At 45.1% G+C, this 22,044-nt stretch carries 19 protein-coding genes; 5 read left to right on the forward strand and 14 right to left on the reverse strand.

The annotated features are described in order from the left end of the window. Positions 1–30 precede the first annotated feature (30 nt). The gene (locus tag ABEF84_RS13275; protein WP_347454684.1) at positions 31–1,746 is read left to right on the forward strand and encodes a cation:proton antiporter; all 1,716 of its coding nucleotides are present in this window, start codon (positions 31–33) and stop codon (positions 1,744–1,746) included. 56 nt (positions 1,747–1,802) lie between these two features. Here the strand turns inward: ABEF84_RS13275 and ABEF84_RS13280 are convergent. The 13 genes from ABEF84_RS13280 to ABEF84_RS13340 form a co-directional block, all read right to left on the reverse strand. Beyond that, a protein-coding gene (locus tag ABEF84_RS13280) for an IS3 family transposase (RefSeq protein ID WP_347452885.1) occupies positions 1,803–3,025 on the reverse strand; the annotation gives its coding sequence in 2 pieces (ribosomal slippage) (positions 1,803–2,689 and positions 2,689–3,025; 1,224 coding nt in all). A 103-nt stretch (positions 3,026–3,128) separates the two neighbouring features. Further along, positions 3,129–3,407: a hypothetical protein gene (locus ABEF84_RS13285; RefSeq protein ID WP_034584080.1), complete on the reverse strand. Its 279-nt coding sequence runs from the start codon at positions 3,405–3,407 to the stop codon at positions 3,129–3,131. A gap of 102 nt (positions 3,408–3,509) precedes the next feature. After that, a complete protein-coding gene (locus ABEF84_RS13290; protein WP_034584077.1) occupies positions 3,510–4,013 on the reverse strand; it encodes a DUF6586 family protein in 504 nt (167 codons plus the stop codon). 230 nt (positions 4,014–4,243) lie between these two features. Continuing rightward, on the reverse strand, positions 4,244–4,495 hold the full coding sequence (locus tag ABEF84_RS13295; RefSeq protein WP_034584075.1) for an RNA-binding protein: 252 nt from the start codon (positions 4,493–4,495) through the stop codon (positions 4,244–4,246). Positions 4,496–4,579: 84 nt separating this feature from the next. Continuing rightward, positions 4,580–6,568, reverse strand: coding sequence for an ATP-dependent helicase (locus ABEF84_RS13300; RefSeq protein ID WP_347454683.1), 1,989 nt, complete (start codon positions 6,566–6,568; stop codon positions 4,580–4,582). Positions 6,569–6,838: 270 nt separating this feature from the next. Further along, on the reverse strand, positions 6,839–7,972 hold the full coding sequence (locus tag ABEF84_RS13305; RefSeq protein WP_347454682.1) for a glycerate kinase: 1,134 nt from the start codon (positions 7,970–7,972) through the stop codon (positions 6,839–6,841). A 121-nt stretch (positions 7,973–8,093) separates the two neighbouring features. After that, on the reverse strand, positions 8,094–8,666 hold the full coding sequence (locus ABEF84_RS13310) for an HdeD family acid-resistance protein (RefSeq protein WP_034584067.1): 573 nt from the start codon (positions 8,664–8,666) through the stop codon (positions 8,094–8,096). A 125-nt stretch (positions 8,667–8,791) separates the two neighbouring features. After that, the gene (locus ABEF84_RS13315; protein WP_347453202.1) at positions 8,792–9,550 is read right to left on the reverse strand and encodes a hypothetical protein; all 759 of its coding nucleotides are present in this window, start codon (positions 9,548–9,550) and stop codon (positions 8,792–8,794) included. A 90-nt stretch (positions 9,551–9,640) separates the two neighbouring features. Continuing rightward, the gene (gene topA / locus ABEF84_RS13320; protein ID WP_347453203.1) at positions 9,641–12,283 is read right to left on the reverse strand and encodes a type I DNA topoisomerase; all 2,643 of its coding nucleotides are present in this window, start codon (positions 12,281–12,283) and stop codon (positions 9,641–9,643) included. Between the two features lie 32 nt (positions 12,284–12,315). Next, a complete protein-coding gene (locus ABEF84_RS13325; protein ID WP_034585101.1) occupies positions 12,316–12,765 on the reverse strand; it encodes an ammonium transporter in 450 nt (149 codons plus the stop codon). Between the two features lie 112 nt (positions 12,766–12,877). After that, positions 12,878–13,531, reverse strand: coding sequence for a PIN domain-containing protein (locus tag ABEF84_RS13330; protein ID WP_347453204.1), 654 nt, complete (start codon positions 13,529–13,531; stop codon positions 12,878–12,880). Positions 13,532–13,550: 19 nt separating this feature from the next. After that, the gene (locus ABEF84_RS13335; RefSeq protein WP_347454681.1) at positions 13,551–14,549 is read right to left on the reverse strand and encodes a hypothetical protein; all 999 of its coding nucleotides are present in this window, start codon (positions 14,547–14,549) and stop codon (positions 13,551–13,553) included. Between the two features lie 181 nt (positions 14,550–14,730). After that, positions 14,731–14,976, reverse strand: a complete 246-nt coding sequence (locus ABEF84_RS13340; RefSeq protein WP_347453205.1) for a SlyX family protein — start codon at positions 14,974–14,976, stop codon at positions 14,731–14,733. Positions 14,977–15,010: 34 nt separating this feature from the next. On the opposite strand from ABEF84_RS13340, the gene ABEF84_RS13345 reads away from it, so the two are divergent. The 3 genes from ABEF84_RS13345 (at position 15,011) to ABEF84_RS13355 (ending at position 19,109) form a co-directional block, all read left to right on the forward strand. After that, on the forward strand, positions 15,011–16,918 hold the full coding sequence (locus tag ABEF84_RS13345) for an ATP-binding cassette domain-containing protein (RefSeq protein ID WP_034585090.1): 1,908 nt from the start codon (positions 15,011–15,013) through the stop codon (positions 16,916–16,918). Between the two features lie 122 nt (positions 16,919–17,040). Then, positions 17,041–17,976 (forward strand): LpxL/LpxP family Kdo(2)-lipid IV(A) lauroyl/palmitoleoyl acyltransferase, encoded by a 936-nt coding sequence (gene lpxL, locus ABEF84_RS13350; RefSeq protein WP_034585088.1) that lies wholly within the window; start codon positions 17,041–17,043, stop codon positions 17,974–17,976. A 23-nt stretch (positions 17,977–17,999) separates the two neighbouring features. After that, positions 18,000–19,109: a glycosyltransferase family 4 protein gene (locus tag ABEF84_RS13355; protein WP_347454680.1), complete on the forward strand. Its 1,110-nt coding sequence runs from the start codon at positions 18,000–18,002 to the stop codon at positions 19,107–19,109. Between the two features lie 403 nt (positions 19,110–19,512). On the opposite strand, the gene ABEF84_RS13360 is transcribed toward ABEF84_RS13355, so the two are convergent. Continuing rightward, a complete protein-coding gene (locus ABEF84_RS13360) occupies positions 19,513–20,628 on the reverse strand; it encodes an endonuclease/exonuclease/phosphatase family protein (RefSeq protein WP_034582799.1) in 1,116 nt (371 codons plus the stop codon). Between the two features lie 187 nt (positions 20,629–20,815). Between ABEF84_RS13360 and asd the strand changes: the two genes are divergently transcribed. Beyond that, positions 20,816–21,934 (forward strand): aspartate-semialdehyde dehydrogenase, encoded by a 1,119-nt coding sequence (asd, locus tag ABEF84_RS13365; RefSeq protein ID WP_034582800.1) that lies wholly within the window; start codon positions 20,816–20,818, stop codon positions 21,932–21,934. The last annotated feature ends 110 nt before the right edge of the window (positions 21,935–22,044 follow it).

A 22,044-nucleotide genomic window follows, 5' to 3' on the forward strand; every position in this document is an offset into this window, starting at 1 on the left:
TTTACTAATTTTTACTCTAAGGAGCGTTTAGTGCCGCATGACGTAGATCTCATCATATTACTGGCTGTAGGCTTTGGGCTGGCACTGGCATTTGGCTATATCGCCGCACGCCTGCGCTTTCCCCCACTGATCGGTTACCTGATTGCCGGGATCCTGATCAGTCCAAACACGCCCGGGGTAGTCGGTGATATCCAGCTCGCCAACCAGTTGGCAGAATTAGGCGTCATGTTCCTGATGTTTGGTGTCGGGATGCACTTCTCTCTGCATGACCTGATGCAGGTGCGCCGTATTGCCCTGCCAGGCGCGGTTTTACAGATTGCGGTAGCAACCCTGCTCGGCATCGGTGTATCGATGCTGTGGGGCTGGAGCTTTGGCACAGCGCTGATCTTTGGCCTGAGTCTGTCCTGTGCGAGTACCGTAGTCTTGCTTAAAGCCTTAGGTGACCGTGGTCTGCTAGATTCGATCAACGGGAAAATTGCCGTTGGCTGGCTGCTGGTTGAAGATCTGGTCATGGTCTTGGCGCTGGTGCTGTTACCTGCAACTGCTGTTCTGCTTGGGGGGCAGGTACTGGAAGGCCATTCTGATGAGAATATCTGGGCAACCCTAGGGATTACTCTACTGAAAGTGGCTGGCTTTATCGCCTTTATGCTGATTATCGGTAAACGTCTGGTTCCGATGATCATGCAAGTGGTGGCGCGTCTCGGTTCGCGCGAGCTGTTTACCCTGACGGTGGTAGCCGCTGCGGTTTCAATTGCTTTTGGTGCTTATAAAGTCTTTGGCGTATCCATGGCACTGGGGGCTTTCTTTGCCGGGATGGTGGTCAAAGAATCAGATTTCAGTCACCGGGCGGAAGAGGAAACTTTGCCGCTACGCGAGATCTTCTCGATCCTGTTCTTCGTTTCGGTCGGTATGCTGTTTGATCCGCGCATCATGATTGAACAGCCGCTGCATGTACTCGCAGTCATTGCCATCATCATGATTGGTAAAACCATTGCGGCAATGGCACTGGTACTGTTCTTCCGCTATCCGATCAATACAGCTTTAACCGTCGGTGCATCACTAGCACAAATCGGTGAATTCTCTTTCATTCTAGCAGCACTCGGTGTATCGCTGAATTTACTGTCCCTGGAAGGACAAAACCTGATTCTGGCAGGCGCACTGATTTCGATTACCCTGAACTCGTTTATCTTCTCAGCGGTAGAACCGGTACAAAATTGGATTCGTGAGCGCTCCTCTCTGGCGCGTTTGCTGGAGCGTAGTGGTGACCCATTGGCGATGCTGCCAGATGAAGTGTCACAGGACTACCTGCGTGATCAGGTGGTGATTGTGGGTCATGGTGAAGTGGGACGTCGTATCACCCTGTCACTGATGGAACAAAACATCAAGGTCGTGATTGCCGAAGAAAACCGTGAGATCGTAGAAAAGCTGCGTGAAAAAGGTATCGCGGCGGTATCGGGTGTCGCGACTGAACCGAGCGTGCTGATTCAAGCTCATATCCAGCATGCACGTCTGCTGGTGATCTCGCCGATGGACATTATCGACATTCATAAGATTGTTGATATTGCCAAAACCTTAAACCCTGCGATTCAGATTCTGGTCTGTGCCGAAAGCAAGGAAGAAGCCGAAGTCATCCGTCGCGACAACATTGGTGCGGTGTACTATGCAAAGGAAGAGATGGCGAAAAACATGAGCCGTCATATCCTGCATCAGATCCAGATTGCGCATCAGCACGAAAATGGACACTAAATTTCTATCGATGTCTTGTCCTGAAATAGATTGACAGTATTCCACTTCAAACCGAGTTAAGCAATTAGCTCGGTTTTTGTTTGCTCATACATCTGATTCGGGGTGTTCATATTTAAACTTAAATGCGGTCTATAACAATTGTAAATCATGATAGATTCCGCAATTAAGTGATCTAACTCCTTCATGGTTTGACATCGCGTGGTTAAAAACTCCTGCTTTAATATTCCATTAATTCGCTCTGCTAATGCATTCTGATAACAGTCCTTGCCATCTGTCATGGAAGGACATATCCCATAATGGCGCAATGCCGATTGATATAGCTCAGAGCAATATTGAGCACCTCTATCTGAATGATGAATCATCCTAGTCGCTCGATCTGTCGCTTGCTGCATCGCCATATGTAGAGCCTGCACAACATTCTCCGCACGCATATCATTCGATAACTTATAACCTTTAATCTGTCGGGTATAAGCATCTGTCACCAAGGATAAATAATGCACACCTTCAGCACTCTCAACATAGGTAATATCACTAACAAAGACTTCATTGGCTTGCACTGCTGCATAATCCTTTAATAAATTTGGATGCTTCTTCATCCAATGCTTGCTATCCGTAGTTTTTGTATAGCGACGCTTAGGGCGAATCAATAAGTTATTTTCTTTCAATATTTTAAATAACTGATCCCGTCCACACTTTAAACCACGTTGCAACAATTTGCCTTTAATAAGCCAATACAGCTTACGTGTTCCGATACTTGGCATGAGACAGCGATATTCCATAACCAACTCAAGTATTTGTTCAGTTGCTTGTGCAGTCATTTGAGCACGTTTTTCTGCTTGATAATAAGCTTGTCGGGTGATTCCCAACCACTGACAATAACGTGAAACACTTAGTCTTCTTTGGCTTTGCCAATCTTTGAAACGTGCTCGGTATACTTTTTTCCAAGATCAGTCCCACATTCTTTATCAATGTGATAAATCACATCCTGAATAAATTCAGTTTTAAGCTTTTCTGCGGCTAACTGCTTTTCTAATTGGCGGATTCGTTGTTGGGGTGTCAATTGGCGTTTAGAAGAAGTCGGCATATTCGAAGTCCAGTCCTGTTGTCCGTGCTTGCGTAACCATACCAGCACAGTTGATCTTCCTTGAATACCATATTTTGCCTGAGCTTGCTTATAAGTAATTTGCCCTTTTTCTACTTCATGTACCACCATCATTTTAAAGGCAAAGCTATAGTCACGTTGTGTACGTTTAACTCGTTGTTCTCGTTTATGTTCCATAAAATAAGTCTCTTAAGGTGTAAACTTATTTCAGGACGGGACACGATTCAAAATCAAAAAAGCGCACTTCTCAGTGCGCTTTTTTTGTAATTGTGATAGGAAATCAGCTTAAATATTTTGGTTTTTCATCCACAATTTCAGCTTGCCATTCATTGACCTGTTTTTCGAGCAGACCAAATAAAGCCACCTGAATCATCTGTTGAGCAACCAAAGGTGTTTGATCACCAAGAAGTGCTTTGACTTCGTCATTAAACTGGATAGTGACCAATGGTTGTTTTTCAGAGCCTGCATTGCGTAATGCTAACTCACCACTTTCAAGTTGAACGAGTTCTAAAATCGCTTCTTGATTACCAAATAGTTCTTTCAATTGTTCTATAGACATATGTCCTCCATGTTCAACATGGTGGCAAAGCAGAAACACTTTGCATTGCTTATTGTTATGGATATAGGGATGATGCTGACAATTTCAAGTCATTTGGTCGGATTAAAATTCAACCATTTCATTCCTGAAGCCATCAATTAGCTGGGTCAAGTCACGATGCCATTCACGCAGGATTTTGGTATCTGGCAACCAGGCTTGTGGGGTTTGGGTCACTTTGATGATCAGTTTGGAAGATGTTTCATCTTCTGGTTCTGGTACGCTTGGCTCCGGTGCGTACTGGCATGAACGGTAGGCACGTTTCAGTTCAGCAATAAAACCGTTTTTTGACAGCTGCTGCATCACGGTGACTTCTGGAGACACCTGCCCTTTAGCCGCCATCAGCTCTTCAATGGATTTTAAAGTTGGGGTCAGGTCATTGAGTCGGTAGTAACGCACCAGTTCCTGCAAGAACGCCAGCACTGCGCCATGCAGGTGAAATACCGCGGCTTCACGATGGGCTTGGGCCTGTTGCACATGATCGGTTTGCTCTGCCTGCTGGCAAGCGAGGCGGGCGAAATAAAGTTTCTGATTGGTACGGTCCGCATGATAGCGAGCAACACGAGTCATGGAATTTTCCTAAGAGTTAAAACAAATTTTGGCTTTTATAACTTAAAACCAGATCATGATTTTTACAATGCAATTTATTTTATTTATTGCGCTTTTCAAGGAATATAAAAACAAAACTCGCTCATGAAACTCATTTGTTTTGATCTGGGAAAATGATTTTCTTGGATGAATATTCAGACTTAAAAATTATTTTTATAAAAAAAGGAGCATCATTTGCTCCCCTTTTGATTTTAAGCTTTTGGTTTGTCTTCCGCTGCTTTGACGCGAATACCTGTGCCATGTAAGCGCAAGGTATTTAAACCTTTAATCGCTTTGACTGCTTCACGACCATTCGGCATTTCCACAAAGGCAAAACCTTTGGATTTACCGGTTTCTGCATCCAGCACCAAGTCACAAGACTCTACAGTACCGTATTGTTTAAACAATTCCAGTAACTCGGCTTCGGTCACGGTACGTTCCAAGTTACGAACTAAAATTTTCATCTGATAACCTTAAGAAGATAGGCAGGAAATATCAAAAAGCACTCGCCTACTCTACTTTTTGCATGTAATAACACTGATCCTAGTTTAATCGAGATCAATGCCAAAATCTAAATTAATCGACTGGCGCTCGATCAGGGCACTTTTTACCGTCTGCTGCCGGGTCTTGTAATGGGTTTCCATCGTACACAAATTGCGGGTCAGGTCATTCATAAAATAACTTTCTACCTTACGTCCCTGCTCATCCACGGTTTCACGCGCCCAATGATTTAGATTATGTTTGGTCAGGATTAACTCATCCTGCGCACGGGTCAATGCTACATACAGCACCCGGCGCTCTTCCTCGACATCATCGAAGCTGCCTTGCGCACGCGCATGTGGATATTGTCCCGGGGTGACATTCGCCACATAGCAGACCTTCTGCTCTGTACCTTTAGCCGAGTGAATCGTGATGAGGGTAACGACATCGATATCTGACTGACGCTCAATTTCGGAAATGGAGACTGGATCAAGTACATACTCTTCCAGAAATTCACTGACCTGTGCATGCTTGGAAGCCAGCTGTTTGACCAGTTCAAAATCGCCCTGACGACGGTTCCAGTCTTTTTTATAGTTTTCTGCCAGCTGGTTTTCAATCGCTTGAATCGCTAGCGTCACACAGGCCTGAACTTCAGTTTTCAGCACGGCCATCTGTTTCATGATCAGAATGGTTTCCAATGGAATCTTGCCAAATTTTTCCAGCTTATCGGCAATTTTTTCCATCTCTGGTTCAGCCAGCAGCTGTTGGGATAACTTGCTAGCCCCGACATCACCGACACCATTCCATAGGGTCAAAAAACGCATCCAGGCAATATCATCCAGCGGATTGGCCACGACTCGCAGCAGACTAAGTAGATCCTTTACATGCGCAGTTTCCAGTAGTTTCATGCCACCAATAAACCGATAAGGCACATTGGCTGCAATACAGGCCGCTTCAATATGCCGCGCAGCAAAACTGGAACGCACCAGCACCATATGATCCGACCATTTATTCCCGTTCAGGTAATGGCGTTCTTTAATATCAATCGCGATCCATTTGGCTTCATCAAACTCGTTCGGGAAAATATGCATCTTCGGTTTGATGCCTTCGCCGCGATGCGCATCTAGTCTTTTGTCATATTTGATTTCGGACTGATCCAGTAGCCAGTTGGATAGATCCAGAATTTCCTGAGTTGAACGGTAATTTTTTTCTAGCTTAAAGATTTGTGCGTCTGGAACCCGCTCCTTGAAATGGTGAATATTTTCAAAGTCTGCACCACGAAAACCATAAATGGATTGGGCATCATCCCCGACACAGAACAGGCTGATATGTTCTTTCAGCGGTTCCAGCAATGCCCATTGCAGCGGATTGGTATCCTGCATTTCATCGACCAGCATGTGGCGACAAATTGAGGACACATATTCCACCAGCCCTTCAGACTGGGCCAGTGCAGCCGCGACCACTGCCAGAATATCGTCATAATCTAGAAAGCTACGTGCCTTTTTACGGGCTTCATATTCCTTCATGATGTCGGCAATCTGGTCTTTCAGCGCCAGATATTCCGGCATCTGTTTTTCCAAAGCCAGACTCAGTTTCTGCCGGGTATTACGTGCAAAAGAATATAAATCACAGAGTTCCTGTGGCTTCGGCAAATAATTCGGATTTTTCTTGTCATCGCGACCACGGATCAGGCGGAACATCATCAGCTGATCATCACGATCGATAATAGAAAACTGCTCTAATCCAAATGCTTTGGGAATACGACGCAGCAGATACATACAAAAAGTATGGAAGGTTGATGCTCGCAAGCCTTTGGCCTGTTCACCGAGTGCCAGTTCCACACGCGCTACAATTTCACTCGCGGCACGTCGGGTAAAAGTCAAAATCTGGATCTGATTTGCAGGTACACCTTGATCAATCAGATAAGCTGCACGTGCCACGATAGTTTTGGTCTTACCACAGCCCGCCCCAGCTAACACCAGACTATGCTTGGCATCCGTCGTCGCAGCTTGCTTTTGTTGGGGATTCAGTTCATCAATCAGGGCGGCTAAACTCATGGTCACTCATCTTTTTGTGGATAGGTGTAGTTTAACAGAGCTGTCCCTAGAAAACGTATCATCAATATTCTAGAAACCATTTGAATCCAGCCAGGCAGCATGGATGCCGTCCGCTGGATTGTGGTATAGGGATATACCCTCAATCCAGTAAAGGATTTTTGTTAGCTTGCGAAGTAGTGTTTCTCATCCTTGAAAAGTAAAATCTGCTTACGCGTTTATATTTGTCTTTTTATAAAGCTTTTGCAGCAATGACCATCTTACTCAAACACCCTATTCCTGAATGTTTTGAACAGTTTGAGCAACCGCTTTTTCTAAATTGGTTTCCGCATTTTTTAATACTTCTTCCAATAAAAAATCCGGAGGATTAATCCCGATAATTTGACTAAATCCACTCTCATACAGTGACTCAACCCCTTCACCGACCAAACCTGCGAACGCAATTACCGGTTTATTCAATTGCTGGGCGACCTGAGCTACGCCAAACGGGGTTTTTCCTAAAGCTGTTTGGTAATCAATCTTACCTTCACCAGTTAGCACAACATCTGCCTGCGCGATTTTTTCGGCCAACCGGCTTTGTTGAATAATTAATTCCACACCGGATTGCAGCTTAGCTTCAGCAAAAGCCATCAGGCCAAAACTCAAACCACCGGCTGCACCCGCACCCGGAATATTTCTTTTGGAAATACCTAAACCAGTTTCTACCCGATCAGCAAAATGACTGAGATTTCTATCCAGCTGCTGCACCATGTCCGGCGTTGCTCCCTTCTGTGGCCCAAAGATGACCGAAGCCCCATTCGGTCCACACAGCAGATTATTTACATCTGAAGCAATCAGAATTTCCGTATTTTTTAAACGATGATCCAAGTTTGAAAAATCAATTCGCTCAACCTGATCCAGGTTGCCACCACAAACCTGGATCTGCTCACCTACAGCATTGAAAAACTGCACACCCAGTGCCTGCGCCATCCCGGCACCACCATCATTAGTGACACTGCCACCAAGTCCAATAATGATTTTCTTTACACCAAGATCCAGTGCTTGCTTGATCATCTCACCCGTACCAAAAGTTGAGGTCAGCATTGGATTACGGTGGGAACTTTCCAGCAGATGAATACCGTTGGCTTTGGCCATTTCAATGACAGCAGTTTGCCCCTGATCGACTACAGCAAAATAAGTTTCAACCTGCTGGCTTGCTAAAGGACCAGTAACGGTACAGGCAATACGCTGCCCTTCTAATGAGTGTAACAAGGCATATACGGTTCCTTCACCACCATCCGCCATAGGCACAGCAATACAACGCGCATCAGGAAAAACCTGCAAAATACCACGTTGCATAGCCTGACAAGCCTGCTCAGCAGTCATACTTTCTTTAAAGGAATCTGGAGCTAGAACAAAAGTTTTCATCAAGTAGTGTGACCGCTTTATATGGTTTTCATCACTTATAAATGCTTTTCCATCTTACAGGTAAAGCAAAACATACCAATAAAAAAGAGCGCCGATTTGTGCTCTTTCTTACAATGATTCTTTAAATATCTGCTGAACTTTTTGGCACACGATGTTTGATATAGGAAGCCAAGCTTAGATAATTGATGCCCTGAAATAATATATCGATCGCCAGGAAGGCACCCAATACCCAGAACGGCGCATCTGGTGACAGCAAAATGATGATTCCAGTAGCTAAGGTCAGAATGCCGGAGAACAAGGTCCAGCCCCAACCACGAAACGCTTTAAAGATAAAAGCATTTAAGACACGAATTACACCTGCAATGATCAGGACAATCGCCAACAGATTAGTCAGCACAATCGCAGTTTTGACTGGAGTACCAAAGGCATAATAACCCGCGACAAAATATAAAATCCCGAATAGTAGCCACAACCAACGGAATGCCCCATCAAAGATTTTAATTCCTGCAATCAGGTGAACCATGCCCCCAATCATCATCAGCACACCAAACAGGAATACCACTGACAGTGTGGCAAATGGTAAGGATGCCAATAGCACAATACCAAACAGCACTAGCAAAGTACCCAAACCTAGATACCACTTGCGATTTTCATGCAATTGATGACGAACTAAATCATTTCCAACAGTCTTCATATTGTTCTCAAGTTATTGGTTATGACTTTGATTATGCATCTAAATGATAGATAAATTTGTGAGATATTCGCTTAATTTATCCACAAGAAGTTTAAAAACTGTGGATAAATTCAGTGTTATCCACATTAGCGTTTCCAGCCCAGCTCAATCGCCGTGATTTCATTAATCAGAGTCTGATTTAAAGACTCTGGCATTTTGCTGCTGGTTTGTGAAGTTGGGATATAGCCGGCCATTAACTCGGCTTTGGCTTGTGGAAATAAAGGCTGCTGATTCGGGAAAGCATAACCTGCTGGATAGATCGGCTGTCCTGTACTCAAATCATATTTATCACTGGCACCAAAGGCATGCAGCAATTCATGCACCAGCACAATCTTGTTCTGTTCAGTCTGTTTTTTCGATGCAAACAGATTGACCGAACCAATCCGGCCTTTTTGCAAAGCCGTGGAATGCTTCAACACCTTGTTCCGGGCTGGATCGTAATAATTTAGGTATAACGTGACATTGGCTGATGGGTCTGAACTTTGCTGCTGTTGCCAGGCATAGAAGCGGAATTTTAGACTCCAGAAAATAGTATCTAAAATCGAAGCCTGCTCCGGCACTTTCGGTGGTAATTGTTTTAGTTCACGGCCAAGATTGAAATAAAAATAGGTCGGCTGTCCACGGTATTGCTGTGCTGCTTTTTCCAAGTATTCTCGTGCCCCATTCAAGTCTTCAGCAGACAGCTGCTGGATATATTGCTGGGTTATTGCTGAACCATCGGCATTAATTGGATGCAAGAGCACAAAGACCGGTTTGGACCAGTCCTGATTTTGATCCCGATAAGCATTCACGGCGACTACAAATAAAATCAGCAGCAGAATCAGGATTCGGATTTTTTTCCACATACGTTCAGATCAACTTGACTTGTTGTTTTTATTCATTTGTATTATCCATAAAAAATGCCGACCGGAGTCGACATTTTTTGATTTTAAAACTTAGGCTTCCACCCATTTTCCATCTTTATAGATCATGGACCATTTGGTTTGCTTACCTTCAGACGTTTCCGAACCGATATATTGTGCCTGGTTCTTACGGCTGAATTTCACCAAAGTCGGGTTTCCATCTGGATCAGTATCTGGCGCCTGTAACAGGAACTGATATTTTGGATCCAGCTGATCGGCTACAGTACGCAATTCAGCAACTTTCGGCGCACGGGTTTCACGTACTTTCGGGAACTTACTGGCTGCCAAGAATAGACCGGCAGCACCATCACGCAGGACAAAGTAATCATCATGCTTGGTTGAGCGCAGGTGTTCCATCCTGATTGGATCCACACGCGGAGGCGCAGGCTGACCATTTTTCAAGACTTTACGGGTATTGTCACAGCTGGTGCAGGCAAAGTATGGACCAAAACGGCCAGTTTTCAGCTGCATTTCCCCATCACATTTATCACATGGAATGGTTGGACCATCGTAACCCTTAATCTTGAACTCGCCTTCTTCCAGCTCATAACCGGCACAGTCCGGGTTATTCCCACAGATATGCAGTTTACGGCCACCATCAATCACATAGCTGTCCATAGCAGTTCCGCAAACTGGACAACGTTTTTTCGACATCAGGTCAGCAGTTTCAGCGGCATCATCATCTGACAATGCTGCCAATGACTCTACCGGAGTCAGGTTCAGTGTCCCTTTACAGCGTTCTTTTGGTGGCAGGTTATAGCCTGAACAGCCCAAGAACACCCCGGTGGTGCCGGTACGGATCTGCATTGGGCGGTCACATTCTTTACAGTGCACTGCATCGACTTCTACCGGCTGGTTACGGCGCATGCCGTTCTCACCCTGTGCCGTAGTCAGACGATGTTTGAAATCACCGTAGAAGCTGTCCAGCAGCTCTTTCCAGTTACGCTCACCATCTGCCACTTTATCCAGCTGGCCTTCAAGATCGGCGGTAAAGTCATAATTCATCAGGTTATTAAAGCTTTCATCGAGACGATCTGTGACGATCTCGCCCATCTTCTCAGCAAAGAGACGACGGTTTTCCAGTTTTACATAACCACGATCCTGAATGGTTGAGATAATGGCAGCATAAGTCGAAGGACGACCAATACCCTTTTTCTCGAGTTCTTTCACTAATGATGCTTCAGTAAAACGAGCCGGTGGTTTAGTGAAGTGCTGAGATGGATCCAGTTTTTCCAGTTTCAGTACTTCACCGACTTTTACCGCAGGCAACAGCACATCATCATCAGATTTGTTTTGGCCACGAACTTTAGTAAAGCCATCAAATACCAGGATACGGCCTTTGGCTTTCAGCTCAACACCATTGGCATCGACCAGAATAGTGGATGACAGGTATTCTGCTGGTGTCATCTGACAGGCCACAAACTGGCGCCAGATCAGGTCATACAGACGCTGTGCATCACGTTCTACACCCTGTAGGCTATCCCCTTTCAATGCCACATTAGACGGACGTATCGCTTCGTGGGCTTCCTGTGCACCGGCCTTATTGCCATAACGGTTAGGCTTGGCTGGTAAATATTTCTCGCCATATTCCATTTCAATATGGCCACGCACCATATTGACTGCATCATCGCTCAGGAAGGTCGAGTCGGTACGCATATAGGTAATGAAACCTGCTTCATACAGACGCTGTGCCAGCATCATGGTTTTCTTCACCGAGAAACCAAGACGCGTACTTGCGGCTTGTTGCAGAGTCGAAGTGATATACGGCGCGCTTGGATTGACCTTAGTGGGTTTGTCCTCACGGCTGATGACTTTATATTCCGCAGCTTTCAGCACATCCAGTAAAGCATCCGTTTCCGCTTTGTTGTGCAGTTTTAAAGTCTTGCCATTCTGCTTAACCGCTTCTAAGCGAATATCATCTTTTTTGGCTTTGGTATCAGCAAACACCTGCCAGTATTCTTCAGGAATAAACTTGCGGATTTCACGTTCACGTTCCACTACCAGTTTCACTGCAACCGACTGCACACGACCAGCAGACAGACCACGCGCAATTTTTTCCCACAGCAATGGCGAGATCATGAAGCCAACAACACGGTCCAGGAAGCGGCGTGCCTGCTGCGCGTTGACCTTGTTGGTATCCAGACGGGTTGGATGCTTGAACGCTTCCTGAATGGCATTTTTGGTAATTTCGTTAAAGACTACACGCTGGTAACGTGAATCATCGCCGCCAATCACTTCTTTTAAGTGCCAGGCAATTGCTTCCCCTTCACGGTCCAAATCCGTTGCCAGGTAGACTTCATCGACCTGCGATGCCAGTTTTTTCAGTTCAGAAACAACGTTTTCTTTGCCCGGAAGCACTTCGTATTTGGCTTTCCAGCCATGTTCCGGGTCGACGCCCATACGGTTAATCAACGCCTGCTGTGATTTTTCCGCTTTTTCCGCTTCAGTCAGCTTGGTTCGCGTCGCTGGCTTTTTCTCGGCCGTTTTAGCAGAACCACCTGTCGGCAAGTCACGGACGTGACCCACCGATGATTTCACGATGTAATTCGGACCGAGATATTTGTTGATTGTTTTCGCTTTTGCAGGCGACTCCACAATCACCAAGGCACGCTTACTTCCAGCCTCAGAAGACTTCGCTGTGCTGCTTTTTGATGTGGACCGAGGAGCATTCGCCATAATTAACCGTTAATCCTGTATATTCTAAAAAATTAAAGTTCAGCCAAGGTGTGTAAAAGTGCCTTGATGTCGTCGAGCTGGGTTGCTTTTAAGTCAGATTCTTCATCCCAATACAGTCCAACACAGTTTGCCTGCATATCAATAGCATAAATGCCCTTTAATGCAATGGGAAAATCTTTAAATTTCTCATCCCCTTCGACAACCTGCAATTTCTGTTCGACCACACAGGCACGCATCAATGGCAGACGAGCTTCTGGAATCAGCACACTGTAATAGGCCACCATGCTGGCACGTTTTTCCGTTGCCATCGGCACTTTGGTCCAGTCAGGCGCAGCCACCAGACGTGGATGCAGCCCCATCTTACGTGCTTTCTCACGCATGATGCCCAAAGCCTTTTCTCGCGGACTGACACGCAGACCAAAAATAGACCCCAGTACAAATACGATGATAACGACGGCGACCCAGATTCCTGTATTTTCCATAGCTCAACCTTTATGTTCTATTATTAGAGTTGCATAAGCACAATATAAAAGGCAAGTGTCCGCTTATAAATTCAAGTAAATGCCGATCAGCTCAAGTAAAAACAGCAGAATATTAGGCGGAAATTTTAAGGTACTTTTCGATCAAATTATTTTCATAAATCACTTTCTTATTTTCAATCTGGATGATTTTGGAGCGGCGCATACTTTCGATCACAATGCTGGCTTCCTGATCTTCTAGCTTCAGACTCGCCTTAATCGAATTCAGCAATGAATCGACTTTCGCTGGCCGGCTAAAATTAGCTTTGAGTAAATTTTCACAATATTTCAAGGTAAAAGGCTGGAGGTTTTGGACTGGTTCATTTACTGCAGATAAAGCCGGCTCAGTCGTAGCAACTTCCACTTTTTTCTGCTTCACCACTCGGGCCTGAAAACCATTTAAGCTCAGCAAATCGACAATATATTCCATCGAACGGTCATTCGACATGACATCAAAAAAAGCCTTTTTCTTCTGTTCTTTGATTGACAATTGACCCGCCAAAAAAGAAAGACCGAAATCGGCTGAGTTCGGTCCACTTTTTGGCATTTTTAATAGTTTTAAACGCTTTTCAACCACAAATGGGGCCAAAGCATTCAGTTCATCCAAGTTGAACTTGATCTGAGGATTGGCATAAGCAATATAAATTTTGGCATACTGCTGTAGATACTGACTGATTTCCTCACCGTTTTTATGTACGTTCTCAATATCCAGTAATAAAATTTTCTTCATAGCCCCTCATGAAATTCTTCTAATTCAAAGACATTTCATGACTATATAACACTTCGTGGCCATTCCAATAAATATAACCTTTTTCAATCAGTTCCTTGAGCAGCAGACGTACATCGGATTTCGGGAACAGCTCTTCCAGCAGATCACGCAATTCATAAATGTCTTTTGGCTTGTCCGCCTGCAGTTCACGTAACTTACGTGCCACTTCCAACTGCACATGATCAATCCGGGAAAAATTGCGGAACAAGGCTTGCTGTGCTGACTGAACTGTTGGTTTCTGCTCTTCCTCAGTTTCAGGCTGGTTAAAACTCAGCTCTGCAATCGCCTGACTCAGATCACCTGGTGTATTTTTACCAGCGTTGAGATCCAGTTGCGACCACTGTTTAAGGATTTTTTTACGGAAGGCAATCTGATCTTCATAACGCTTGACGATCTTGAGATTAATCAGCATACCCACCAGATGCTGCGCCTTTTCCGGCACCACCTGCAAGATATTCATCATCGAATTTTTCAGGGTTTCCAGCGTGGTTGGTTTGCCTGTCATTTTCGCCAAGGCATCACAGTATTTTTTCACTAACTGCAAAGCCGGTTTTTTCTGAATGGTTTCGATACTTGGCAGCTTGAATTTGCTCGCTGGCTTATTTTCAGATTCTGCTTCGGCCTGTACCTGAATCAGACTGCAACTGATATTGGAACCGATCAGCATCTGCATCAGCATTTCACTGCTGTCCATGGCTGAAATCAGTTCAACATGCGTTCCATCTTCCAGCAGCGCCATCAACTGGCCCACTACCACCGCATATTCATATTCACGCTGCTCTGCCTTTGGCGTATCCAGAATCACGATTTGCCCGGTGGCAATCCATTCTGCAAACTCGGTCAGATCGGTCAGTTCAAATTCAAACTTACCGGCACAACTGAACAGATACAGGGTAGAAAAATGCTTGGTGATATCTCGCAACAGACTGGCTGTCGGGAAATTATTTTCAAGGTCGAGTAAAACAACTTTCGGAGACATGGGAAAAACAATCTGAAGTCAAAAACGGGAGAGAACGCTATTAGATTAGCATGAATCCTAAAGGTCAAATAATTTTAAATGTACGCGGCTTCATCGGATGCATCTTGCCGAATTGACTAAATTATGTCCTATAAAAGCGAAAACCCTCACGAGGAGGGTTTTCAGCAAACTAAGTCTTTCATTAATAATGAGGTGGACGATTTTCAACCGGGTCGAATGCCGCAATCCCTTCAGACAAATCTGCCTCTTCGATGCGTTGATACAGCAGCTTCATCTGCTTATGAAGATCTGCAATTTCCAGGTTCTGCCTAGATACTTGCTGGTTGAGCTGTTCAACTAAATCATCCAAAAATGCAATTCGGACTTGCAAATCTTCAATGGGTGCGGAAAATGACGCCTGATCATTTCGATTTTGTTGTTTAGTCATTTTAAGTCCTCATCTAGGATTCCAGGAAACCATTATGGCATATATTACCCTACGGGATGTCCACCTTGCATTTGGCGGCCCCGCACTGCTCGACGGCGCAAACTTCAGTTTGGAACGCGGTGAACGAGTGTGTTTAATTGGCCGTAATGGTGAAGGTAAGTCTACCCTACTTAAATTGATCGAAGGAAGTCTCCTCCCTGACAGCGGTGAAGTTTCTTTACAAAATGGCATCACAATCTCAATGTTAGCCCAAGATGTGCCGATGGATTCGGGCAAAGTGGCGGACATTGTCGCAGAAGGTGCCGGTGAGGCCGCTCAGGTACTTCGAGATTACCATGCCGCGAGTGATGCCTGTGTACTCGGTGATATGGAAGCCTGTGACCGCATGGGACATTTGCAACATCAAATGGACCAACTGGATGGCTGGGCTTTAGAAACCAAAGTGAATTCTATCCTCAGTAAAATGGGACTGGATCCAGAAGCGGATCTGGCTGATTTATCCGGTGGTCGTAAGCGTCGTGTGTTATTGGCACGTGCCCTGCTCAGCCAGCCAGATGTACTGCTGCTGGATGAACCAACCAACCATCTGGATGTGGAAAGTATCGAATGGCTGGAAAAATTTCTGCTCGACCAAAATAACCTGACCCTGCTATTTATTTCGCATGACCGTGCCTTTGTGGATAGCATCGCCACCCGTATCGTGGAACTCGATCGCGGTATTCTGCGTAGTTATGAAGGCAACTATTCACGCTATCTGAAACTGAAACAGCAGCAGATGGAAGCAGAAGAAAAGCAGAATGCCTTGTTTGACAAGAAACTGGCTGAAGAAGAAGCCTGGATTCGCCAAGGCATCAAGGCACGTCGTACCCGTAATGAAGGCCGTGTCCGCGCGTTAAAAGCGCTGCGTGAAGAATCCAAAGCCCGTCGCTTCCAGCAAGGCAAAGTCAGCATGGCCACTCAGGAAGCACAGCGTTCCGGTAAATTAGTGTTTGAAATTGAACATCTCAGTGTCAAGTTTGGTGACAATCCGCCTATCATTAAAGATTTCTCTGCACTGGTGATGCGTGGCGATCGTATCGGTCTAGTTGGCGATAATGGTGTGGGTAAAACTACACTGATTAAAGCCATTCTGGGAGAAATCGAGCATGGTGGCAAGGTAAAAACCGGTACCCAATTAGAAATTGCCTACTTTGACCAGCTACGCAATGTGCTTGATCTGGAAAAATCCGTGAAAGATAACGTGGCTGAAGGTTCAGACCATGTTGATATTAACGGTCAGCGTCGTCACATCTATAGCTATTTACAGGACTTCCTGTTCTCGCCAGAGCGTGCCCGTACCCCGGTTAAGGCTTTATCGGGTGGTGAACGTAACCGTATCCTGCTGGCAAAACTGTTGCTGAAACCATCGAATCTGATCGTGATGGACGAACCGACCAACGATCTGGATATGGTGACCCTTGAGCTGCTCGAAGAAATGCTGTCTGAATACAAAGGCACCCTGCTGCTGATCTCGCATGACCGTGCCTTTATGGACAATGTGGTGACTTCAACTTGGGTCTTTGACGGTAAAGGCCATATTGATGAATATGTAGGCGGCTATCAGGATTATCTATTGCAACGCCCCGATCAGACCGTCGTCGACCAGAAAGCAGCGGTGAAAAAAGCCCAAGCCAAAGCGGAAGCCGCTGCTGCACCCGCGCCAGCAACACCAAAGAAAAAACTCAGCTACAAAGATCAACGTGAACTGGAACAGCTGCCTGCAGAAATCGAAGCGCTGGAAAATGAACAGGCTAAACTTTCTGATAAACTGGCGGATGGTTCATGGTTTGTCACTGATGCTGATGCAGCAACCAAAGCGTCCCAGCGTCTGGCTGAAATTGAAGAGCTATTACTGGAAAAACTGGAGCGCTGGGATGAGCTGGAAAATATGACCACCGGTTAGTTTTTTCAACCGCCCTCTACTTAAGCATCTGTATCCGTACAGGTGCTTTTTTATTTTCGCTTTTTTATTTCAAAATCGTCTTCTGCTACACTGCAGCTATCTTTAGGTTTAAACAGCATATTATGAGTAAAAAGCCAGATTACCAACCCGGTGAATTTCAATGGTCTTTCCTGTCTCCACAGTATTGGGGTATCTGGATTGGCATTGTATTCCTGATGATTCTGGCTATTTTACCGTGGGCAATCCAGTACCGACTGGCACAGATCATCGGTAACCTGTGTTTTAAATATTTAAAATCCCGTCGTAAAACTACTGTACGTAATCTGGAAGTCTGCTTTCCGGAATGGTCTGAACAGGAGGTTCAGGAAAATGCCCGTCAGGTGTTTATTGATCAGATGACGGGGATTTTTGAAACCCTGAATGCCTGGTACACCCCAAAATGGTTTAAAGGTCGTGTCACGATTGAAGGTTTACAATATATCCAGCAAGCACAAGCTGAGGGTAAAGGTGTTTTATTGCTTGGAACGCACTCCACCCTATTAGATGCTGGTGGTTATCTCTGTTCACAATATTTTGAACCAGACGTGGTCTATCGTCCGCAGAATAATCCCCTACTAGATATGCTGATTTATCGCTGCCGTGCCACGATTTATGCAAATCAAATTGATCATGATGATATGCGTGGTCTGGTGCGTAACCTAAAAAATGGGCATGCGATCTGGTACAGTCCGGATCAGGATTTTGGTCTCAAGCAAGGGATCATGGCGCCCTTCTTTGGTGTTCCGGCTGCGACGGTAACTGCACACCGTCGTTTACTGAAAATGACCAAAGCCGCTGCGATTCCACTGTATTTCTACCGTCATGGGGATATCAAAGATCCGAAATACCATGTGTTGATTGAGCCACCTGTGGAAAACCTGCCAAGCGAAGATGAACTGGATGATGCAACTCGCGTGAATCAGATTATTGAGCGTCAATTACGAATCGCACCAACCCAATATATGTGGTTCCACCGCCGCTTTAAGACCCGCCCAGAGGGTTATGAATCTATTTACTGATCCACAAACACAAGGAAATAAACATGAAAGTGATGCAGCTTTTGCCTGAACTGAATAGCGGTGGTGTGGAACGTGGAACACTAGAAATTGCCCGGGCACTGGTGGCTGCTGGACATGAGTCGCTAGTTATCTCCAATGGAGGCCGACTGGTGGCTCAGCTGGAAGCTGAAGGTTCGACCCATTTAACTTTGCCGATCCATAAAAAAGCATTATCCAGTCTTTGGCAGATTCGTCCACTACGTCGACTGATCGAACAACATCAGCCAGACATTGTGCATGTACGTTCCCGTGTACCTGCCTGGCTGACCCATTTCGCCCTCAAAGGCATACCAGCACACAAACGTCCCCATCTGATTAGTACGGTGCATGGTTTCTATTCGATTAACCGTTATAGCCAGATCATGACTCAGGCAGAAAAAGTCATTGCCGTTTCCGACAGTGTGGTGAAATACATTACGGATAATTATAAAAACTGTCCCCCACAAGATATTATGCGTATTTACCGCGGCATTGACCCGCAGGCTTTTCCGCATGGCTACCAGCCTTCTGCCCAGTGGATCAACCAGTCCTTTAAAGATTTTCCTGAACTGGAAAACAAATTCCTGATTTGCTTGCCTGGGCGTATTACCCGGCTAAAAGGCCATGAAACCCTGATTAACTTGATTGAAAAATTGCTTGCTAAATATCCGCAGGCGCATGCCGTCGTAGTTGGTGGTGCAGATCCGAAAAAAGCCACCTATCTGAAAGAGCTGGAAGAAACCATTCAGAATAAAGGTTTACGTGAACATATCACTTTTGTCGGCCACCGTTCTGACATCCGGGAATGGCTGGCTTTCAGTGATGTGGTTCTGTCTTTGTCGAACCAAGCTGAAACCTTTGGACGGACTGCCCTTGAGGCTCTTTCAGTCGGCACACCCGTAATCGGCTGGAACCGTGGTGGTGTCGCAGAAATCCTGTCACATCTGTATCCACAAGGCTTGATTAAAGTCGATGATCAGGAAAGCCTATATAAAACTGTACAAACGCATATCGACTCACCACAAGAAGTTGCACCTGTAACCATGTTCAGTCTGGAAGATATGTGTAATCAGACATTGGACCTATATCAACAAGTTGCCCAACAGGCTAAATGAACTGTTCCTATATAAACCCAGAGGGCTTCCCTATACATGAGAAGCCTAAAGCCTCACAAAACTCATAATTATTAGATAATTTATTTTAATTATCAGTTAAATATAAATTAAATTTCATTGCTGCATAAAATATATAACCCGGGTTCTACATCCTGTAAAACCCGGGCTAATGAGGTTGTGCTTTCAATGTTGTTATTCTTGCTCTTATTGTGATTTCCCTGTCATCATCATGTCCATGATGTCTTCATTCAGCTTCGTCTTCCTTATGAGAAATTCCCTTCTCGACTCCCTGTGCTGATGTGATCAGAATACTGAAAATTCCCAAGCATGAATATTCGCTATCAACCGCAATCTACGTAAGCAATTTCGTACACTTTTCCGATAAATCCATCACAATTTTGAGCTATTTTTTATAAGCTTGAGCCAGTTCATCGGTCACGATCTTTTCTTCTTTTTCTGCCTTTTCAATACCTTCCTGTATTGCTTCCTGGGCCTCCTGTTCATCTGCATCCGTCTGCTCAAGTTCCTCCTGCACCTGGTCAAAGACACGTCCAGTTTGCAGTACCACATAAACTGGAAAATGATCAGAGCCAACATGTGGGAGACGTTCCATGTGTACTAAGGCGAAATCGGTGCTATGAAACACATGGTCGAGCGACCAGCGGAAGAACGGATAATCGGCATGAAAGGTATTCACATAGCGCCGCCCAACTCGGGGATCGAGCAAGCCACTGATGCGCTGAAACAAACGTGTGGTCCGTGACCAGGCCACATCATTCAAGTCACCCATGACGATACAGCTTTCATCCAGATCCTTGATCTGATCCCCTACCATCAGTAGTTCAGCATCACGTAGCTTGGAGTCTTCAGCTTCCGTCGGACTCGGTGGCTTGGGGTGCAGACAGTACAGCTGCACCGAATGTCCTGAACGTAACGTCACCGTGGTATGAATCGAAGGAATTTCATCACTGAGGATAAACTTGATTTCGGTGTTGCTGAGTTTCAGCTTGCTATATAAATGCATCCCGTACAGGTTTTCGAGCGGTACAGCGACCCTATAAGGATAATCCGGCTCAATAACTGACAGTTGTTTTTGCCATTCTTTGTTGGTTTCTAGGGTCAGTAGCAGATCTGGTTGCAATTTCTGGACTTGATCAATCAGCAGATGGTATTTCTGGTTGGTCATCAGCACATTGGAAACTAACAAGGATATTTGTCTATTCGAATCCAGTTGTTCTTTTCGGACATGCTTGACCTGTTTCTTCCAGATAAAGGTATAAGGTAGCACCATCTTCAGCTGATAAGCCTGTGCAGCTAGTAGTCCAACAAAAATAATCTGGTCAACAATGGTCCAGGGATGTTCCCAGAAAATATATAGAGCCAGCGCTATAAATCCGATCATCAGAATTTGCAGTCTGGGAAAATCGGCGCCGCGAATCCACCATTCATCACGGGGAATCAGGGACCAGAAACTGAGCCAGATGACCAGTACTGCCAATAGCTGAATAAACAAAATCATAAAGTGGCTCTTTGCTATGTCATTATTTTTTCTGAAAGAAAATCATCGTTATCAATTTTTTATGTATCATAAACAAGATATTTCGCTCAATAATATTGATGTTTCGATTGTGTAGCTATTGCAGTTGATTGCCTTTTTGGTACACTCGAACCCCCTTTAATTTTTTAACGCACCGAGGCAAAGTGACATGAAAGTAGGTCTGGTCGGTTGGCGCGGGATGGTTGGTTCCGTCCTTATGCAACGTATGGTTGAAGAGAATGATTTTGCTCATTTTGAGCCATTCTATTTCTCTACCAGTAATGCGGGTGGCAAAGCACCTGCGTTTGGTGGAAAGACTGCCCCAGCACTTATGGATGCAACAGACATTAACAGTCTGAAGCAAATGGATGTCATTATTACCTGCCAAGGTGGTGACTATACCACTGCAGTTTTCCCTAAACTGAAAGCTGAAGGCTGGGATGGCTACTGGATTGATGCTGCATCTACCCTACGTATGGACGATGAAGCGATCATCGTGCTGGATCCAGTCAACCTGAACGTGATCAAAGACGGGCTGGTAAAAGGCACCAAAACTTTCGTGGGTGGTAACTGTACTGTTTCCCTGATGCTGATGGGTCTGGGTTCATTGTTCCAGAATAATCTGGTGGAATGGGCGACTTCCATGACTTATCAGGCAGCGTCTGGTGCCGGTGCACAGAACATGCGTGAGCTGATCACTGGCATGGGCTACCTGTATAACAACACCAAAGACCTACTGGATGACCCTAAATCTCCAATTCTGGAAATCGATTCTAAAATCGCTGCGCTGCAACGTGGAGAAGGCTTCCCTTCTGAACACTTTGGTGTACCACTCGCTGGCTCGCTGATCCCTTATATCGACAAGCAATTAGAAAGCGGTCAGTCTAAAGAAGAATGGAAAGGTCAGGTTGAAACCAACAAGATCTTAGGTAATTCTCAGATTGTTCCGATTGATGGCCACTGTGTACGTATCGGTGCTATGCGCTGCCACTCTCAGGCAATCACTCTAAAACTGAAACGTGACGTACCATTGAATGAAATCGAAGATATGATCCGTCAGTCTAGCCAATGGGCGAAAGTGGTACCAAATACCCGCGAAGCATCCATGACTGACCTGACTCCTGTTGCAGTGACTGGTACTTTGACTGTTCCAGTTGGTCGTCTACGTAAAATGAACATGGGTAAAGAATACCTGGGTGCATTCACTGTTGGGGACCAATTACTTTGGGGTGCAGCTGAACCACTACGTCGTATGTTACGCATCCTGATTGATTACAAAAATGCTTAATTAAGCATCTTGTAGTCAAACTAAAAGCCGATCTTTATTGATCGGCTTTTTTGTGTCAGTATCATGAAAATAGTTAAACAAACATAGACATCCTCATCGATTCATATTGG

Origin of the sequence: Acinetobacter sp. ANC 7912 (assembly GCF_039862785.1) — a bacterium.
In the GTDB taxonomy this organism is placed as follows: domain Bacteria; phylum Pseudomonadota; class Gammaproteobacteria; order Pseudomonadales; family Moraxellaceae; genus Acinetobacter; species Acinetobacter thermotolerans.

What these genes read in the sequence shown, in the direction of transcription:
- ABEF84_RS13285 (WP_034584080.1), bottom strand. Translation starts at nt 3,407, where the DNA reads ATGTCTATAGAACAATTGAAAGAACTATTTGGTAATCAAGAAGCGATT.
- ABEF84_RS13290 (WP_034584077.1), bottom strand. Translation starts at nt 4,013, where the DNA reads ATGACTCGTGTTGCTCGCTATCATGCGGACCGTACCAATCAGAAACTT.
- ABEF84_RS13295 (WP_034584075.1), bottom strand. Translation starts at nt 4,495, where the DNA reads ATGAAAATTTTAGTTCGTAACTTGGAACGTACCGTGACCGAAGCCGAG.
- ABEF84_RS13300 (WP_347454683.1), bottom strand. Translation starts at nt 6,568, where the DNA reads ATGAGTTTAGCCGCCCTGATTGATGAACTGAATCCCCAACAAAAGCAA.
- ABEF84_RS13305 (WP_347454682.1), bottom strand. Translation starts at nt 7,972, where the DNA reads ATGAAAACTTTTGTTCTAGCTCCAGATTCCTTTAAAGAAAGTATGACT.
- ABEF84_RS13310 (WP_034584067.1), bottom strand. Translation starts at nt 8,666, where the DNA reads ATGAAGACTGTTGGAAATGATTTAGTTCGTCATCAATTGCATGAAAAT.
- ABEF84_RS13315 (WP_347453202.1), bottom strand. Translation starts at nt 9,550, where the DNA reads ATGTGGAAAAAAATCCGAATCCTGATTCTGCTGCTGATTTTATTTGTA.
- topA (WP_347453203.1), bottom strand. Translation starts at nt 12,283, where the DNA reads ATGGCGAATGCTCCTCGGTCCACATCAAAAAGCAGCACAGCGAAGTCT.
- ABEF84_RS13325 (WP_034585101.1), bottom strand. Translation starts at nt 12,765, where the DNA reads ATGGAAAATACAGGAATCTGGGTCGCCGTCGTTATCATCGTATTTGTA.
- ABEF84_RS13330 (WP_347453204.1), bottom strand. Translation starts at nt 13,531, where the DNA reads ATGAAGAAAATTTTATTACTGGATATTGAGAACGTACATAAAAACGGT.
- ABEF84_RS13335 (WP_347454681.1), bottom strand. Translation starts at nt 14,549, where the DNA reads ATGTCTCCGAAAGTTGTTTTACTCGACCTTGAAAATAATTTCCCGACA.
- ABEF84_RS13340 (WP_347453205.1), bottom strand. Translation starts at nt 14,976, where the DNA reads ATGACTAAACAACAAAATCGAAATGATCAGGCGTCATTTTCCGCACCC.
- ABEF84_RS13345 (WP_034585090.1), top strand. Translation starts at nt 15,011, where the DNA reads ATGGCATATATTACCCTACGGGATGTCCACCTTGCATTTGGCGGCCCC.
- lpxL (WP_034585088.1), top strand. Translation starts at nt 17,041, where the DNA reads ATGAGTAAAAAGCCAGATTACCAACCCGGTGAATTTCAATGGTCTTTC.
- ABEF84_RS13355 (WP_347454680.1), top strand. Translation starts at nt 18,000, where the DNA reads ATGAAAGTGATGCAGCTTTTGCCTGAACTGAATAGCGGTGGTGTGGAA.
- ABEF84_RS13360 (WP_034582799.1), bottom strand. Translation starts at nt 20,628, where the DNA reads ATGATTTTGTTTATTCAGCTATTGGCAGTACTGGTCATCTGGCTCAGT.
- asd (WP_034582800.1), top strand. Translation starts at nt 20,816, where the DNA reads ATGAAAGTAGGTCTGGTCGGTTGGCGCGGGATGGTTGGTTCCGTCCTT.